This window comes from Pannonibacter indicus (genome assembly GCF_001418225.1).
GTDB classification, from domain to species: Bacteria; Pseudomonadota; Alphaproteobacteria; order Rhizobiales; family Stappiaceae; genus Pannonibacter; species Pannonibacter indicus.
In genome coordinates this window covers 160,781-175,057 of sequence record NZ_LIPT01000006.1, presented here as the reverse complement: position 1 = coordinate 175,057, position 14,277 = coordinate 160,781, and the positions used below count along the sequence as shown (strand labels likewise).

The 14,277-nt window shown below is 63.3% G+C and carries 14 protein-coding genes; 7 read left to right on the top strand and 7 right to left on the bottom strand.

From position 1 onward, the window contains the following. The first annotated feature begins 241 nt into the window (after nt 1-241). From ASC48_RS11290 to ASC48_RS11280, 3 genes are all read left to right on the top strand, one after another. Nucleotides 242-1,423, top strand: coding sequence for an acetyl-CoA C-acetyltransferase (locus tag ASC48_RS11290; RefSeq protein ID WP_055455834.1), 1,182 nt, complete (start codon nt 242-244; stop codon nt 1,421-1,423). A 129-nt stretch (nt 1,424-1,552) separates the two neighbouring features. Next, nucleotides 1,553-2,281, top strand: coding sequence for an acetoacetyl-CoA reductase (gene phbB, locus ASC48_RS11285; RefSeq protein ID WP_055455833.1), 729 nt, complete (start codon nt 1,553-1,555; stop codon nt 2,279-2,281). Between the two features lie 266 nt (nt 2,282-2,547). Beyond that, nucleotides 2,548-3,195: a septation protein A gene (locus tag ASC48_RS11280; protein WP_055455832.1), complete on the top strand. Its 648-nt coding sequence runs from the start codon at nt 2,548-2,550 to the stop codon at nt 3,193-3,195. Between the two features lie 130 nt (nt 3,196-3,325). Here the strand turns inward: ASC48_RS11280 and ASC48_RS11275 are convergent, their stop codons facing one another. From ASC48_RS11275 to mtgA, 3 genes are all read right to left on the bottom strand, one after another. Next, nucleotides 3,326-3,745, bottom strand: a complete 420-nt coding sequence (locus tag ASC48_RS11275; RefSeq protein WP_055455831.1) for a hypothetical protein — start codon at nt 3,743-3,745, stop codon at nt 3,326-3,328. Nucleotides 3,746-3,929: 184 nt separating this feature from the next. Then, nucleotides 3,930-4,115, bottom strand: a complete 186-nt coding sequence (rpmF, locus tag ASC48_RS11270; protein ID WP_026355869.1) for a 50S ribosomal protein L32 — start codon at nt 4,113-4,115, stop codon at nt 3,930-3,932. A 144-nt stretch (nt 4,116-4,259) separates the two neighbouring features. Beyond that, a complete protein-coding gene (gene mtgA, locus ASC48_RS11265) occupies nt 4,260-4,958 on the bottom strand; it encodes a monofunctional biosynthetic peptidoglycan transglycosylase (protein ID WP_055455888.1) in 699 nt (232 codons plus the stop codon). A 308-nt stretch (nt 4,959-5,266) separates the two neighbouring features. On the opposite strand from mtgA, the gene ASC48_RS11260 reads away from it, so the two are divergent. After that, nucleotides 5,267-6,169 (top strand): polyprenyl synthetase family protein, encoded by a 903-nt coding sequence (locus ASC48_RS11260; protein WP_055455830.1) that lies wholly within the window; start codon nt 5,267-5,269, stop codon nt 6,167-6,169. 44 nt (nt 6,170-6,213) lie between these two features. Here the strand turns inward: ASC48_RS11260 and ASC48_RS11255 are convergent, their stop codons facing one another. After that, nucleotides 6,214-8,142, bottom strand: a complete 1,929-nt coding sequence (locus ASC48_RS11255) for a putative bifunctional diguanylate cyclase/phosphodiesterase (RefSeq protein ID WP_167345136.1) — start codon at nt 8,140-8,142, stop codon at nt 6,214-6,216. Nucleotides 8,143-8,599: 457 nt separating this feature from the next. Here ASC48_RS11255 and ASC48_RS11250 point away from each other — a divergent pair, with 457 nt between their 5' ends. Beyond that, nucleotides 8,600-8,989 (top strand): hypothetical protein, encoded by a 390-nt coding sequence (locus tag ASC48_RS11250; RefSeq protein ID WP_055455828.1) that lies wholly within the window; start codon nt 8,600-8,602, stop codon nt 8,987-8,989. A gap of 111 nt (nt 8,990-9,100) precedes the next feature. Here the strand turns inward: ASC48_RS11250 and ASC48_RS11245 are convergent, their stop codons facing one another. From ASC48_RS11245 to ASC48_RS11235, 3 genes are all read right to left on the bottom strand, one after another. Next, nucleotides 9,101-10,036 carry a prephenate/arogenate dehydrogenase family protein gene (locus tag ASC48_RS11245; protein ID WP_055455827.1) on the bottom strand — a complete coding sequence of 312 codons (936 nt, stop codon included), beginning with the start codon at nt 10,034-10,036 and terminating at the stop codon, nt 9,101-9,103. A 78-nt stretch (nt 10,037-10,114) separates the two neighbouring features. Then, a complete protein-coding gene (gene hisC / locus ASC48_RS11240) occupies nt 10,115-11,221 on the bottom strand; it encodes a histidinol-phosphate transaminase (RefSeq protein WP_055455826.1) in 1,107 nt (368 codons plus the stop codon). 62 nt (nt 11,222-11,283) lie between these two features. Then, nucleotides 11,284-12,153 carry a chorismate mutase gene (locus tag ASC48_RS11235; RefSeq protein ID WP_055455825.1) on the bottom strand — a complete coding sequence of 290 codons (870 nt, stop codon included), beginning with the start codon at nt 12,151-12,153 and terminating at the stop codon, nt 11,284-11,286. Between the two features lie 248 nt (nt 12,154-12,401). Here ASC48_RS11235 and metX point away from each other — a divergent pair, with 248 nt between their 5' ends. Continuing rightward, nucleotides 12,402-13,640 (top strand): homoserine O-acetyltransferase MetX, encoded by a 1,239-nt coding sequence (gene metX / locus ASC48_RS11230; protein ID WP_208975671.1) that lies wholly within the window; start codon nt 12,402-12,404, stop codon nt 13,638-13,640. Nucleotide 13,641: 1 nt separating this feature from the next. Beyond that, nucleotides 13,642-14,274 carry a methionine biosynthesis protein MetW gene (gene metW / locus ASC48_RS11225; RefSeq protein ID WP_055455824.1) on the top strand — a complete coding sequence of 211 codons (633 nt, stop codon included), beginning with the start codon at nt 13,642-13,644 and terminating at the stop codon, nt 14,272-14,274. Nucleotides 14,275-14,277: the final 3 nt, after the last annotated feature.

Here is a 14,277-nt window from a genome sequence, read left to right as displayed (position 1 = left end):
TGTTGCAGCGTCCTCCGCGACAAGACTATGCCAAAGCCGGGCACCCATGCCAGCCTTTTCCTGTTGCGGGGCGAAATCGGGTGTGTGGTGCACGCTATACGGGTTGTTGCGGGCGCGAAGGGCGGTTGACTTGTCGCGTTTCACAGTCTCTAGTCTGACGGAGCGGGGAGTGTGGTCCTGTCAGAAAAAACAAGCGGCGGACCCGCCATATCCCGGGAGGAATCAGTTTCAGGAGGTCTTCATGAGCGCTTCTACAGACGTCGTTATTGTCAGTGCCACCCGTACGGCCGTGGGTTCATTCAACGGGTCTTTCGCCAATACGCCCGCCCATGAGCTGGGTGCCGCCGTCATCAAGGCAGCGCTGGCAAAGGCTGGCGTGGATGCAGCAGACGTCAACGAACTGATCTTCGGCCAGGTGCTCACCGCCGGTCAGGGGCAGAACCCGGCCCGTCAGGCCGCCATTGCCGCCGGCCTCTCCCAGGATTCCACCGCCTGGCTGCTCAACCAGGTCTGCGGTTCCGGTCTGCGCACCGTTGCCATTGCTGCTCAGCAGATCATGTGCGGCGACGCCAGCATCGTGGTTGCAGGCGGTCAGGAAAACATGTCGCTCTCGCCGCACTGCGCTCCGATGCGCGCCGGCTACAAGATGGGCGACTACAAGATGATCGACACCATGATCAAGGATGGCCTGTGGGATGCCTTCAACGGCTACCACATGGGCCAGACGGCGGAGAACGTCGCCCAGAAGTGGCAGATCAGCCGCGACGAGCAGGACGCTTTCGCCCTTGCCTCGCAGAACAAGGCGGAAGCTGCCCAGAAGGCCGGCCGCTTCAAGGACGAGATCACGCCCGTCACCATCGCCGACCGCAAGGGCGACAAGGTGATCGAGGATGACGAATACATCCGCCATGGCGCAACGCTGGAGAGCATGTCCAAGCTGCGCCCGGCCTTCAACAAGGAAGGCTCCGTCACCGCTGGTAATGCTTCGGGCATCAACGATGGCGCGGCAGCGCTGGTGGTGATGAGCGCGGCCGAAGCTGCCCGCCGCGGCCTCACCCCGCTCGCCCGCATTGCGTCGTGGGCAACGGCGGGCGTTGATCCGGCCGTCATGGGCTCCGGCCCGATCCCGGCCTCGCGCAAGGCGCTGGAGAAGGCCGGCTGGAGCGTTGCCGACCTCGATCTGGTGGAAGCCAACGAAGCCTTCGCGGCGCAGGCCTGTGCCGTCAACAAGGACATGGGCTGGAACCCGGACATCGTCAACGTCAACGGCGGTGCCATCGCCATCGGTCACCCGATCGGTGCCTCGGGCGCGCGCATTCTCGTCACGCTGCTGCACGAAATGGGCCGCCGCGACGCCAAGAAGGGCCTTGCGACGCTCTGCATCGGCGGTGGCATGGGCGTGGCGCTCTGCGTCGAGCGCTAAGCACAAGCCTTTGCCGCGAAGCGGGCCGCAAGAGCCTGCATGTCCAGTTCCTTCCCGGCGGGGTGCCTGCCGGGAAGTTCAATCGGGAACAGGGCTGAAGAAACAGGCCCGTAGTCTGGGGAGAGATGAATGAGCAAGGTTGCGTTGGTCACCGGTGGCACCCGCGGTATCGGTGAGGCCATTTCTCTGGGTTTGAAGGCCGCCGGTTACACGGTGGCCGCCACCTATGCCGGCAACACCGAAAAGGCCGAAGCCTTCAAGGCGGCCACGGGCATTCACGTCTACAAATGGGACGTGGCCAATGAGCAGGAATGCGCCGAAGGCATTGCCAAGGTGGAAGCAGAGCTCGGTCCGGTCGAGATCCTGGTGAACAACGCCGGGATCACCCGTGACGGCATGTTCCACAAGATGACGTTCGAGCAGTGGCGCGCGGTGATGTCCACCAACCTCGACAGCATGTTCACCATGACCCGCCCGGTCATCGAGGGCATGCGCAACCGGGGCTGGGGCCGCATCATCAACATTTCCTCGATCAACGGTCAGAAGGGGCAGATGGGCCAGGCCAACTACTCCGCCGCCAAGGCCGGTGTGATCGGCTTCAGCAAGGCGCTGGCGCAGGAAAATGCCTTCAAGGGCATTACCGTCAACACGGTCTGCCCGGGCTACATCAACACGGACATGGTTGCCGCCATGCCGGAAAAGGTGCTGCAGCAGATCGTCGCCGGCATCCCGGTCGGCCGTCTCGGCCACCCGGAGGAAATCGCCCAGACGGTGGTCTATCTCGCCTCCGACGCGGCCGCCTTCATGACCGGCGCGGTGATAACCATCAACGGCGGCCAGTACATCGCCAACGGCTGATAGAGCGTGACGTTTTGACTGAGCCCCGCCGTGGCCCTGAAGGCTGCGGCGGGGTTTTCTATTCCGAAACTCTACCGGCCGGGTGCAACACCCTTGACCTCGTGACCCTGCTGTCCCTATCTGCAGGCAGGCGCAACGGCAGCACTTGATAAGCCACTATCATTGAGTGCTGCCCAAGCCCGTGCGGCGCTTGAGCAATTTCAAGGCGCGATGCGTCAGCATCTTGCGCCTTGACACAATGACGGCCTGCGGCTGGTGGAGTGAGCATGGAATTTGAACGGGCCCCGAACGACCCTGCACACAAGGATATGGCACCACTCTTGAAGCTGGCCCTGGAACTGGGGCCACTGGCGGTCTTCTTCCTGTTCAATACGCGCGGCGAGGAGATCGCGGCGGCTTTTCCGGCGCTCAGCGTCTTTGGCGCGCCGATCTTTCTGGCGACCGCTGCCTTCATGGTGGCCATTGCCATTTCGCTGGCCGTGTCGCTCTATCTGACGCGCCGCCTGCCCATCATGCCGCTGGTGTCGGGCATCGTGGTCTTTGTGTTCGGCGCGCTGACCCTGTGGCTGCATGATGATCTCTTCATCAAGCTGAAGCCGACGATCATCAATACCCTGTTCGGCGTCATTCTGCTGGGCGGGCTTTTCTTCGGCAAGTCGCTGCTGGGTTATATCTTCGACAGCGCCTTCCGCCTGACGGACGAGGGCTGGCGCATTCTCACCCTGCGCTGGGGCATCTTCTTTCTGGCGCTGGCGGTGCTGAATGAAGTGATCTGGCGCAATTTCTCGACGGATTTCTGGGTCAGCTTCAAGGTGTTCGGCATGATGCCGGTCACGCTCATCTTCACCATGAGCCAGCTGCCGCTGATCCAGCGCCATTCCCTGCCGGACGAGAGCAGCAAGACGGACGCCTGAAGTCCAGTCCAGCCCGCGGGAGCGGTTCATACCAGGGCTCTGAGATGCTGACGCATTACGCCTTGAAAAGGCTCAAACGCTGCCCGGGCTTCACCAGCGCTCGACAAGTCAAGCTCATCGAGCGTTGGTGTTAGTCCCGCCCGTCGAGGCTGATGTCCCGGCGGGCGCCGGTGAGGCTGACGGTAAAGCCTGCAATCACGTCGATCATCGCGATCACCGTCAGGATGAAGAAAACCGAGCTGGCGGCCTGCGGCAGGGTCAGGAACTCCACCAGATAGACGGCAAAGACCATCATCGACAGGATGTGGTCGGAAAGGGCTGCCGTACCGGTGCGCGTGGCCTTGAGGATTTCGGCAAACAGCACCACCAGCCCGCAGAGGATCATCAGGTCGCCCGAGACCAGCGAAAACCTTGCGCCTGATACCAGTTCCAGCGTCAGCATCGGCTGGAACCACGGGTCTCCTGCGGGACTTCCGAAAAAGCCGAAGGCGGTCAGATTGTAGAGCGCGAGGGGGATGAGCGTCAGGGGAAGGGACAGGAACCTTGACATGCGCCTCTCCTTGGAGACTCGATTCTGCGGTGATGCCGCCTGTCTTATACCAACTCTTTCGATGCCGGCGCATCATGGCTTGCAGCTGCCGGCCCCCGCCATCCTGGACGGCTGTCCGGTGCACACGAAAAAGGCCGGTGTTGCCACCAGCCTTGATCTTGAGATCGCGGTCGCGACCCTTGCCTCAGACGTCGGCCTTCGGCTGCAGGATCTGACGGCCCCGGTACATGCCGGTCTTCAGGTCAACGTGATGCGGGCGGCGCAGTTCGCCCGAATCCTTGTCCTCGACGTAGGTCGGCTGCTTCAGGGCGTCCGCGGAACGGCGAAAACCGCGCTTCATGCGCGACGTTTTTCTCTTCGGAACGGCCATTTTTTGTTCTCCGTGGTCCATAGTCAGCGCGGCCCGGACCGGGATTGCCCGGGGCGTGGCATCACGCAGCGTGTAAGAATGGGCGGGGTTATACAGGCAACTGAAGGCTTTTGCCAGTCCATAACAGAATTTTTCTTCACCGCCTCAGCGGCTGGCCAGAACGCAGCCGAAAATGTTGCCCGCATTCGCAATCCGGCGCTGATTCGTGTCGGCCAGGCGGGCGTGTCCGCGGCCGGGTCTGGCGGGGTTGCGCAGGATCGGGTTGGGCAAGGCTGTGGCCAGGCGTGACGCCTCGGCCTGCGTCAGGTCTGCCGCTGACTTGCCGAACCAGGCCTGCGCGGCGGCTTCCGCTCCGAAGATGCCTTCGCCCCATTCGGCGACATTGAGATAAAGCTCCATGATCCGGCGCTTGGTCAGGATCTGGTCGATCATCAGCGCGGTGGGCAGTTCCAGCCCCTTGCGGATGAAGCTGCGGTCGCCCCAGAGAAACAGGTTCTTGGCCAGCTGCATGGTGATGGTGGAGGCCCCGCGTGCTTCCTGGCCGGCATTGAGCTTCTGGATCTGCCCATGCAATGCATCCCAGTCCACGCCCCGGTGCTCGCAGAAGCGGGCGTCCTCGGAGGTGATCACGGCCCGCACCAGGTGCGGGGAAATCTGATCGAGAGACCGCCATTGCCGGTCCACCCAGAGGCCTTGCGCATAGCGGCCGATCATCAGCGTGCTGATGGGGGGGGCAACGGAATAAATGACTGTCAGCAGCGGCGGCGCCAGGACAAGCAGCAACAGCGTCCAGACGATGATCCGGGTGATCTTCAGGCTGCGTCTTGTCCGGTTGCGCGGCATTCTTGCGGCCTCATCCCCATCGCTGGTTCCGGGCGCGTCTGTCTCGCGCACACCCGTGTCCAGCGTGCCTGGATGCCGCGTTTCCGGCGGACTGGTCGTGCTGCCTGGCAAGCCATCTTCCTGGGCCAAAGGAACGCTGCTCCTCACCATCGCGGCGGGTGCATGCCGCCTCGTGCCTTCCTGCCGTTTCTACATGCGGTTGGGTCCTGCGTCAAAGCCGGGCGGAAGATGTGCAAGCCGTCTTGACGGCGGACCGGTTTCGGGTGACGAGGGCATCCGGTTGGAGCCTTGCGTGAAGGGCAGATGCAATGACGTGGCTTGAGGACAGCCTGCGCCAGATGGTGCAGCAGATGGATGCGGTTCTGGGCAGGGTGCTGTCGGACGCGCCGCGGCCGGGCGAGGTTCTGCGGCCCGCACAGCTGCTGGCGGCCATGCGCCACGGCTCGCTCAACGGCGGCAAGCGCCTGCGCCCGCTGCTGGTTGCCGAAACCGCCGCTGTCTTCGGCCGCAGGGATGAGGGCGTTCTGCTGGCGGCTGCGGCGCTGGAATGCGTGCATTGCTATTCACTGGTGCATGACGATCTTCCGGCGATGGATGATGACGACCTGCGCCGGGGCCAGCCGGCCGTTCACAAGGCCTTTGACGAGGCAACCGCCATTCTGGCGGGCGATGCGCTGCTGACCCTGGCTTTTGATCTGATCGCGGAACCGGAGATCCATGCTGATCCGGCTGTGCGGCTGCAGCTGTCGCAGGAACTGGCGCGCGCATCCGGTGTTGGCGGCATGGCGGGCGGGCAGATGCTGGATCTGGCGGCAGAGCACCGGCAGTTGTCCGAAGACGAAATCCGCACCCTGCAAGCAATGAAGACCGGCGCGCTGCTGCGCTATGCCTGCCGGGCCGGTGCCATTCTGGCCGGGGCTGCCCCTGACGATGTGGCGCGCATGACCCGGTTCGGGGAGATCATTGGCCTCGCCTTCCAGCTGGCGGATGATCTTCTGGACCTGGAGGCCTCGCCGGAGGTGGTGGGCAAGGCGACGGGCAAGGATGCCGGGGCGGGCAAGGCCACCTTGGTCAGCCTCTATGGGCCCGAGCGCACCCGTGCCATTCTCAAAGGCCTTGCCGCCGAGGCGGAGCAGCTGGTGGCGGGCGCCGGCGAGGGCGGCAGGCGTCTGGCGGAAGTCGCAGCTTTCGTTGCCTTCCGCGACCGCTGAACGTCAGGCCTGAGCCGTGCCCGGCCCCCGCAGATTGCGGGACCTCAGCTTGAGGCCGTTCTGGGACAGGCTTTTGGGCCTGGCGTGGCGCTGGAGGCCGTATCCTGACCCGTGTTCATCGCCTTGGCCATGTCCCGCAGCATCACACCGGGAACTTCCGCTGCGGTGACGGGCTTGCCGAACAGGTAGCCCTGCACATTGTCGATCTCCAGATCCCGGATGACACGGGCCTGAAACACGGTCTCGATGCCTTCGATCGTCACCTGCAGCTTCAAGGCCCGGCCAAGGGCCACGATGGCCTTGAGGATCTGCTGGATGGTCTCGCCCGAATGGGAATAGGCCTCCATGAAGCTGCGGTCGATCTTGAGTTTGTCGAAGGGGAAGCGCCACAGATAGCTGAGGCTGGAATATCCGGTGCCGAAATCATCCATGACGATGCTGACACCGAGCGCTTTCAGGTCGGTCAGCTGCTGCAGGATGGCGCCGGTGTCTTGCAGCAGGATGCCTTCGGTGATTTCCAGTTCCAGCCGGCTGGCCTGAAGCCCGGAGGCCTGAAGAGCGTCAGCCACCTTCTGCGGCAGGTTGCCAGAGGCAAACTGCGTGGGAGACAGGTTTACGGCGACGGCAATGTTACCGCCCCAGCCCACCGCTGCTCCGCAGGCCTGCCGCAGGGCCCACTCGCCAAACTCCGGCAGCAGGCCCAGCTCTTCTGCAACGGGAATGAAGAGTGCAGGCGAGACAGGGGCGCCGTTTCCGTCGCTCATCCGCATCAGGGCTTCAAAGCCTGAGATCCGGTTCTGTGACAGACTGAGGATCGGCTGGAAATTGAGGCTGAGGAGATTGTTCTGGATTGCGGAGCGCAACAGCTGCTCCAGCTGGCGGCGGCTGTTCAGCTCCTCTTCCATCGTGCCGCTGAAGAAGCCCGAGCCACGGCTGCCGGTGGACTTGACGAATTGCAGCGCCATGCTTGCCTTTGTCATCAGCTCATTGGCAACAGTCGTATCCGCCGGGGCGAGGCTGGTTCCGGCGCTGACAGAGATCTGAACTTCACGGCCCTCCAGGGCGTAAACTTGAGAAAGCTGTTCAACGAGCCGCGCGGCCATGGCCCTTGCCTGTTGCGCCGACGTGATGCCGCATTGGGCCACGATCAGTTCATCACCGCCCAGACGGGCAACAAAGTCGCCCGGCCGCACCATTTCGCTCAGGCGCAGCGCCACCAGCCGGATCAGCCCATCAGCGCCATCTTCCCCCAGTTCGTCGTTGATCCGCTTGAACCGGTCGATGTCGAGATGATGCAGCGCGATTGAACGGCCCCGGTCCAGTTCCGACAAGGCTGTTTCCAGGCGGGCCTGGAAGGCCGTACGGTTCAACAATCCGGTCAGCCGGTCGTGGCTGGCCAGGAATTCGGCCCGTTCTTCCGAGGCATTGCGGGCGCGCACCGCTGTCATGATCCAGGAAAAGCAGATGGCAAAGCCCAGCCCCAGCAGGCATGCCAGCACGAGGCTTGCAAGGATCAGATCCTTGCGGAAGCCTGCCGCCAGGTCGGATTCGTCGATGACTGTCTCAAGCAGTGCAATCGTCCGGCCTTGCTGCTGAACGGGCAAGGTCGTTACCGCTGTGATCGATATCCGGCCTGCCAGCAAATTTCTTTCGACCGTTGTGTGAAGACGGTCCGGGGTATTGGTGGCCGTCAGCCGGGTCTCTGGCGCGGATGGGCCACGCAGAAGCTCGACCCGCCGGTCTTCGACCCGCAGGACAGGATCTCCATCCGGCGTTGCCAGAATGAAGCGTGTGGTCCGGCCGAGAGCCTGCATCAGCGCAAGGGCTTGAGTTTCCTGTTGTGAGGGTGCCGTGCCGCTGACAATTCCGGCAAGATCAGGCAGCTTTCCGGCCAGTGCCTCTGCAAGCGCCGCGCTCTGGATTCTGGCATCCTGCCGGACCCAGTGGCTGACTGCTGTTCCCAGAACAGACATCGCGATTGCAACAAAGATGAGTGCAATAAGTATAGAGCCGCCAATCAGCCGAAAGTCTGCAGATCTTGCTGGCTTTCTCATCACCACCCCCCGCTCCAGCCCGGAAGAAGCTAGACAGAAACTCCCTAATTTTCCCTATCCAGGGCGTGGTTTCTAGGGTGGTAAATGCTGAGGGCGCTCTCTGCTTTTGGTTGCAGGAGATTAATGCCTAGTTGAGAATTTTATTGATACAATTCAATATGGTTCCGGTTGCGGGGTTAGCGCAGATTTCTGCTGTAGCGCCGGAACTATGACTGGTCCTGCTTCCATCCTCCATCCTCCATCCTCCATCCTCCAGCCGCAGCCTTTGGATGAATGAGCGCGGTTCCAAGGAGAAGGCGCAATCCTTGCACCTCTCGCCGCCAATGCCAGCCCGGCGGCTGGGCTTTCTCAGCGGGCACCGTCCAGGCCTCAGTCCATGACGATCATGGAGCAAAAGGGCGGGACGTCCAGCAATTTGGTGCAGGGCCGTCTCGACAAGCAGGATGCGAAACTTCTGCCGATCGTCAGGGGCGGGATTCTTGGTGAGTTCTCCGAAGAGTTCCTCAAGGAGGTTGAGGGCTCCCTGCAACTCGGCAACTCGCTGCAAGACGCCATGGCAAAGGCCAGGGACGACCAGCGTGCAGACAAGATCGCCCGATCGCAGCAGCGCATCGATGCCCTCAAGGAACGGCTGAAGTTTGCAAGCCCCGCGCAGGCCAAGGCCCTGATCCGCGAGTTGAAGAAACTGGGTCAGGATTTCAAGCTGGCCGTCAGCCTGTCATCCACATCCGTCAGCCTTGTGCTGCAGACGGATGTGACGGTCTGAGGACGTGCCCTTAGACCAAGTCTGACGATGCTGACGCATCACGCCTTGAAATGCTCACACGCCGCACGGGCTTGACCAAACCTGGATGAGACATCTCATCAAGGTCTGGTCTTATTCGCCTGCGCCGGGGGCTGCGGCCTGACGGCCGAAGTCAGGCGCCGGGGTTTCCTGGCCGGCCTCGATGATCGAGCGGCGGATGCCGCGCGTGCGGGTGAACAGGTCGAACAGCGCCTGCCCGTCGCCCCAGCGGATGGCCCGCTGCAGGGCGGACAGATCCTCCGAGAACCGCGCCAGCATTTCCAGGATCGCATCCTTGTTATGCAGGCACACGTCGCGCCACATGGTGGGGTCAGATGCTGCCAGACGGGTAAAGTCGCGGAAGCCGGACGCGGAATATTTGATGACTTCCGACTTGGTGACCGTCTGGAGATCATCCGCGGTGCCGACGATGTTATAGGCGATGATATGCGGCAGGTGCGACACGATCGCGAGCACCAGGTCATGGTGCTGCGGGTCCATGGTGTCCACATTGGAGCCGCAGGCGGTCCAGAAGGCCGCGAGCTTTTCAAGCGCCCCGGCATCGGTGCCCGGTATCGGCGTCAGAATGCACCATCGGTTCTGGAACAGCGCGGCAAAGCCTGCGTCCGGGCCGGAATGCTCCGTACCTGCAATCGGGTGGCCGGGGATGAAATGCACACCCTCCGGCACATGCGGGGCCATCTGCGAGACGACCGAGCCCTTGGTGGAGCCCACGTCCGTCAGGATCGCGCCCGGCTTCAGATGCGGCGCGATGGTTTTTGCCACCTCTTCCGAAGCGCCGACCGGCACGCTGACCACCACCAGATCCGCATCCTTCACCGCATCCGCTGCCGAGAGGCAGTATCGGTCCCCAAGCCCCAGCTCTTCCGCACGGGCCAGTGTCGGCGCCGAGCGGGTCGAGATGGTGATGGTCTCCGCCAGGCCCTTTTCGCGGATGACGCGGGCAAGGGAGGAGCCGATGAGGCCGATGCCGATCAGGGCAACGCGCTGGAAATGGGGATCTGACATGTCTTGTCTGGTGTCTTCAAATGGGTTTGGCCCGGCTGCCGCTGGGGCTGTTGCCGGGCCATCAGGGGCTTGGCGCTTTCAGCGCGCCATGAAACCGGCAAGAGCGGCAACCACCGCCTTGTTGGCTTCCTCGGTGCCGATGGACAGGCGCAGCGCGTCCGGCAGGCCGTAATTGGCAACCATCCGCAGGATCAGGCCATGCTCTGACAGATAGGCATCTGCATCGGTGGCGCGCTTGCCGTCCTCATCCGGGAAGTGGATGAGCAGGAAGTTGCCGACGCTGGGCGTGGTCTTGAGGCCGAGCTTTTCGATCTCCGCCGCTGTCCAGGCCATCCAGGTCTCGTTGTGGGCTATGGCTGCCTCCACGAAGGCACGGTCGCGGATTGCGGCAATGCCGGCGGCCATGGCCGGTCCCGAAACGTTGAACGGCCCGCGGATGCGGTTCATGGCATCGATCATCTCCGCCGGGCCGAAGCACCAGCCGAGGCGCAGGTTGGCAAGGCCATAGATCTTGGAGAAGGTGCGCGTCATGATGACATTGTTCGAGGTCGCCACCAGCTCGATGCCGCTCTCGTAGTCATTGCGCCGCACATATTCCGCATAGGCCGCGTCCAGCACCAGCACCACATGGGAGGGCAGGCCCGCGTGCAGGCGGCGCACCTCGTCAAAGGGAATGTAGGTGCCGGTCGGATTGTTCGGGTTGGCGAGGAAGACCATCTTGGTCTTCTCCGTCACGCGGGCCAGGATCGCGTCCACATCCGTCGTCAGGTTCTTCTCCGGGGCGACAACGGGCGTTGCACCGGCAGCGCGGATGGCAATCGGATAGACGAGGAAGCCGAACTCGGAATAGATCGCCTCATCGCCCGGCGCCAGATAGGTGTTGGCGATGAGCGTCAGGATCTCGTCCGACCCGGCGCCGCAGATGATGCGCTCCGGATTGATGCCCACCACCTCGCCGATGGCGTCACGCAGGGCCGTGGACGCGCCATCCGGATAAAGCTCCAGCTTGGAGGCGACTTCCGCATAGGCCTTCTTTGCCGCTTCGCTGGCGCCCAGCGGGGATTCGTTCGAGGACAGCTTGTGCACCTTGGCGGTGCCCGAGGCCTTGGACTTGCCGGGAACGTAAGGGGCGATGTCGAGAATGCCTGCGCGCGGTTGGGGGCGGGATTTGCTGGCGCTGTCCATGGAAGTGTCTCTGTCTCTCGTGTGTTTGGCCGCTGTCTGTGAAAGGCCTGCAGGCCAGGATATCAGTCTTGGTCTTCGCTGAAATCGTCAAGCTCGTCCGCCTCGCCCTCGTCGATGTCGATGGGAGAGGCGTAGCCGCCAACAAACCTCAGCACGTCCGGCTCCGCCCCGGCCTCGCGGCAGATCGTCAGAACCTCGTCTTCGCTGATATCGCCGGAGGCGGCCAGCAGGGCGTCAACGCCGTCGGCATGGCGGAAGAAGCTCAGGATTTCGAGGCCCGAATCCATCAGGCTGCCGGGCAGAACGCCGCGCCAGCGGGCATCATAGACAGCCGTATCCGGCGCGCCGGAGCCCGGAATGGGGCGGCTGATGACCATGGAGGCCAGATCCGCCGGGCGCTCCTCGGCCACGAAGAAGGGCAGGCGGGCGATGATCTGTGCTCCGTCCTGTCCAAGACCGCGCCACCAGGGTAGTTCGGCCCGTTCTGTCAGGGCAATGACGCCAAGGTCGGAATGGGAGGCGGCGACCGTGCCGACCACATCCGCCGGATCGCCGGCTGTTTCCATCTCCACGGCAAAGCCGAAGTAGAAGCGCGCGGCATCGCGCATGGCGGCAATGTCGGCGGACCCGTCCAGATGCACCTGAAACTCGCCCTGAAGGCGGGTGCAGGCCGTGATGATCTCGCGCCAAAGATGCTCGGCGCTGGTCAGCGGCAGACTGCCTTCGTGGCGCTCGACCATGCGGCGCATCATGTCGGCTTCCCGGTCCGGGCGGAACATCACGCCGTCTGCGCCGCTGGCGCGCTTGGCCGCAATGATGCCGTCGATGACGCGCACCCGCTCCATCAGCAGACGATGCAGCTCGGCGTCGAGCACGTCGATGCGCTGGCGCAGGCTGTCGAGAGCGGTGCCTTGGGTGTGGTCACTGGCCATGGGCGGGAAATGCCTTCCTGAAACATGCGATGCATTCGGCGATAGTCATAGGCAGCAAGCGGGCGGAAAGCAAAAGAAAACGTTGACACCATGGCCCCGCGAACCCTAGCTAACAACCCCTTGAAGATGGTGGCGCGCTGTTGCCGCAGCGAGGCTTCCGCCGCCCGGCAGGGCAGGCCTCTCTCGGGAAAATGGCGTGTGAGAACGGCCCTTGAAACGGCCAGTGAAAACGGGATGATGCGTCCGGCATGACCGATACACCTCAGACTTCGATCCCGCAGGACGGCGCAGCTGCCGTGGCCGCGAGCCTTGCCGATCTGGAAAAGGCACAGCGCCGGGAAATCGATACGCCCAGCAGCCAGTGCCTGCGTTTCGGGCCGGATCAGGCGCTGCCGCTGGATGCCGGCGGCACGCTGGCCAATTGGCAGATCGCTTATGAGACTTACGGCACGCTCAATGCGGACCGCAGCAACGCCATTCTCATTTGCCATGCGCTGACCGGTGACCAGTATGTCGCCTCGCGCAATCCGGTGACGGGCAAGCCCGGCTGGTGGACGATGCTGGTGGGGCCTGGCAAGCCGGTGGACACGGAGCGTTTCTTCGTCATTTGCGCCAATGTGCTGGGTGGCTGCATGGGCACGACGGGCCCGGCCTCCACCAATCCGGAAACCGGCCAGCCCTATGCGCTGACCATGCCGGTGGTGACCATCCGCGACATGGTGCGCGCGCAGGCCCGTCTGGTGGATCATCTGGGCATCGAAACCCTGTTTGCCGTGGTGGGCGGCTCCATGGGCGGTATGCAGGTGCTGCAATGGGCAGCGCTGTTCCCGCAGCGTGTCTTCTCCGCTGTGCCGATTGCCACCAGTGCCCGCCATTCCTCGCAGAACATTGCCTTCCACGAGGTGGGCCGTCAGGCCGTGATGGCCGATCCCGACTGGCGCGGCGGCAGCTACCTTGCCGATGGCACCCGCCCCAGTAAGGGGCTGGCAGTGGCGCGCATGGCCGCGCATATCACCTACATGTCCGACATGTCGCTGCATCAGAAATTCGGCCGTAACCTGCAGGACCGTGAGGCGCTGACCTTCGGCTTCGATGCGGATTTCCAGATCGAAAGCTACCTGCGCCATCAGGGCATGACCTTTGTCGACCGGTTCGATGCCAACTCCTATCTCTATGTGACGAGGGCGATGGACTATTTCGATCTGGCGGCAGAGCATGACGGGGTCCTGAGCAAGGCCTTCCTGCATACGCCGACCCGCTTCTGCGTCATGTCCTTCACCTCGGACTGGCTGTTCCCGACATCGGAAAGCAAGGCGGTGGTGCGGGCGCTGAATGCGGCTGCGGCCAACGTCTCCTTCGTGGAGATCAGCAGTGACCGCGGCCATGATGCCTTCCTGCTGGATGAGCCGGAAATGTTCCGCACCGTGCGCGGCTTCCTGACGGGAGCAGCCGCCGCACGTGGCATTGCCGGACCAGGAGGGGCGTAAGATGGCAAACGGCAACACGGGCGGAACTCTGACCCAGCCGCGCGGCGATCATCTCGTGATGTGCGAGCTTGTGCCCGAGGGCGCAAGGGTGCTGGATGTGGGCTGCGAGGACGGGGCGCTGCTGCAGCTTCTGGCAGAGCGGCGGCGCGTTGACGGGCGCGGCATGGAGCTGTCGCAGGGCGGCGTTAACAAGGCCGTGGCACGCGGGCTGTCCGTGGTGCAGGGCGATGCCGACACGGATCTTGCTGACTATCCGGACAATGCCTTCGATGTGGTGATCCTCAGCCAGACGCTGCAGGCCACCCGCGATCCGAAGGGCGTGATGGAGCAGCTGCTGCGCATCGGCGGGCAGGTGATCGTCTCGATCCCGAATTTCGCCTATTGGCGCAACCGCATGCAGCTGCTGCTGCGCGGGCGCATGCCGGTGACCAAGTATCTGTCCTACCAGTGGTATGACACGCCCAACATCCACTTCTGTTCCATCCGTGATTTTGTCGCGCTGGTAGAGGAGATGGATGCCACGGTGGTGAAGGCCGTTGCGCTCGACGGGCAGGGGGCGCGCATCAGCTTCAATGCGCCCTGGTGGCTGTGGAATCTGGTGGGCGAGCAGGCCGTGTTCCTGCTGCGCCGCTGAATT

Coding starts and splice junctions, on each gene's coding strand:
- ASC48_RS11290 (WP_055455834.1), top strand. CDS start 242: ATGAGCGCTTCTACAGACGTCGTTATTGTCAGTGCCACCCGTACGGCC.
- phbB (WP_055455833.1), top strand. CDS start 1,553: ATGAGCAAGGTTGCGTTGGTCACCGGTGGCACCCGCGGTATCGGTGAG.
- ASC48_RS11280 (WP_055455832.1), top strand. CDS start 2,548: ATGGAATTTGAACGGGCCCCGAACGACCCTGCACACAAGGATATGGCA.
- ASC48_RS11275 (WP_055455831.1), bottom strand. CDS start 3,745: ATGTCAAGGTTCCTGTCCCTTCCCCTGACGCTCATCCCCCTCGCGCTC.
- rpmF (WP_026355869.1), bottom strand. CDS start 4,115: ATGGCCGTTCCGAAGAGAAAAACGTCGCGCATGAAGCGCGGTTTTCGC.
- mtgA (WP_055455888.1), bottom strand. CDS start 4,958: ATGCCGCGCAACCGGACAAGACGCAGCCTGAAGATCACCCGGATCATC.
- ASC48_RS11260 (WP_055455830.1), top strand. CDS start 5,267: ATGACGTGGCTTGAGGACAGCCTGCGCCAGATGGTGCAGCAGATGGAT.
- ASC48_RS11255 (WP_167345136.1), bottom strand. CDS start 8,142: ATGTCTGTTCTGGGAACAGCAGTCAGCCACTGGGTCCGGCAGGATGCC.
- ASC48_RS11250 (WP_055455828.1), top strand. CDS start 8,600: ATGACGATCATGGAGCAAAAGGGCGGGACGTCCAGCAATTTGGTGCAG.
- ASC48_RS11245 (WP_055455827.1), bottom strand. CDS start 10,036: ATGTCAGATCCCCATTTCCAGCGCGTTGCCCTGATCGGCATCGGCCTC.
- hisC (WP_055455826.1), bottom strand. CDS start 11,221: ATGGACAGCGCCAGCAAATCCCGCCCCCAACCGCGCGCAGGCATTCTC.
- ASC48_RS11235 (WP_055455825.1), bottom strand. CDS start 12,153: ATGGCCAGTGACCACACCCAAGGCACCGCTCTCGACAGCCTGCGCCAG.
- metX (WP_208975671.1), top strand. CDS start 12,402: ATGACCGATACACCTCAGACTTCGATCCCGCAGGACGGCGCAGCTGCC.
- metW (WP_055455824.1), top strand. CDS start 13,642: ATGGCAAACGGCAACACGGGCGGAACTCTGACCCAGCCGCGCGGCGAT.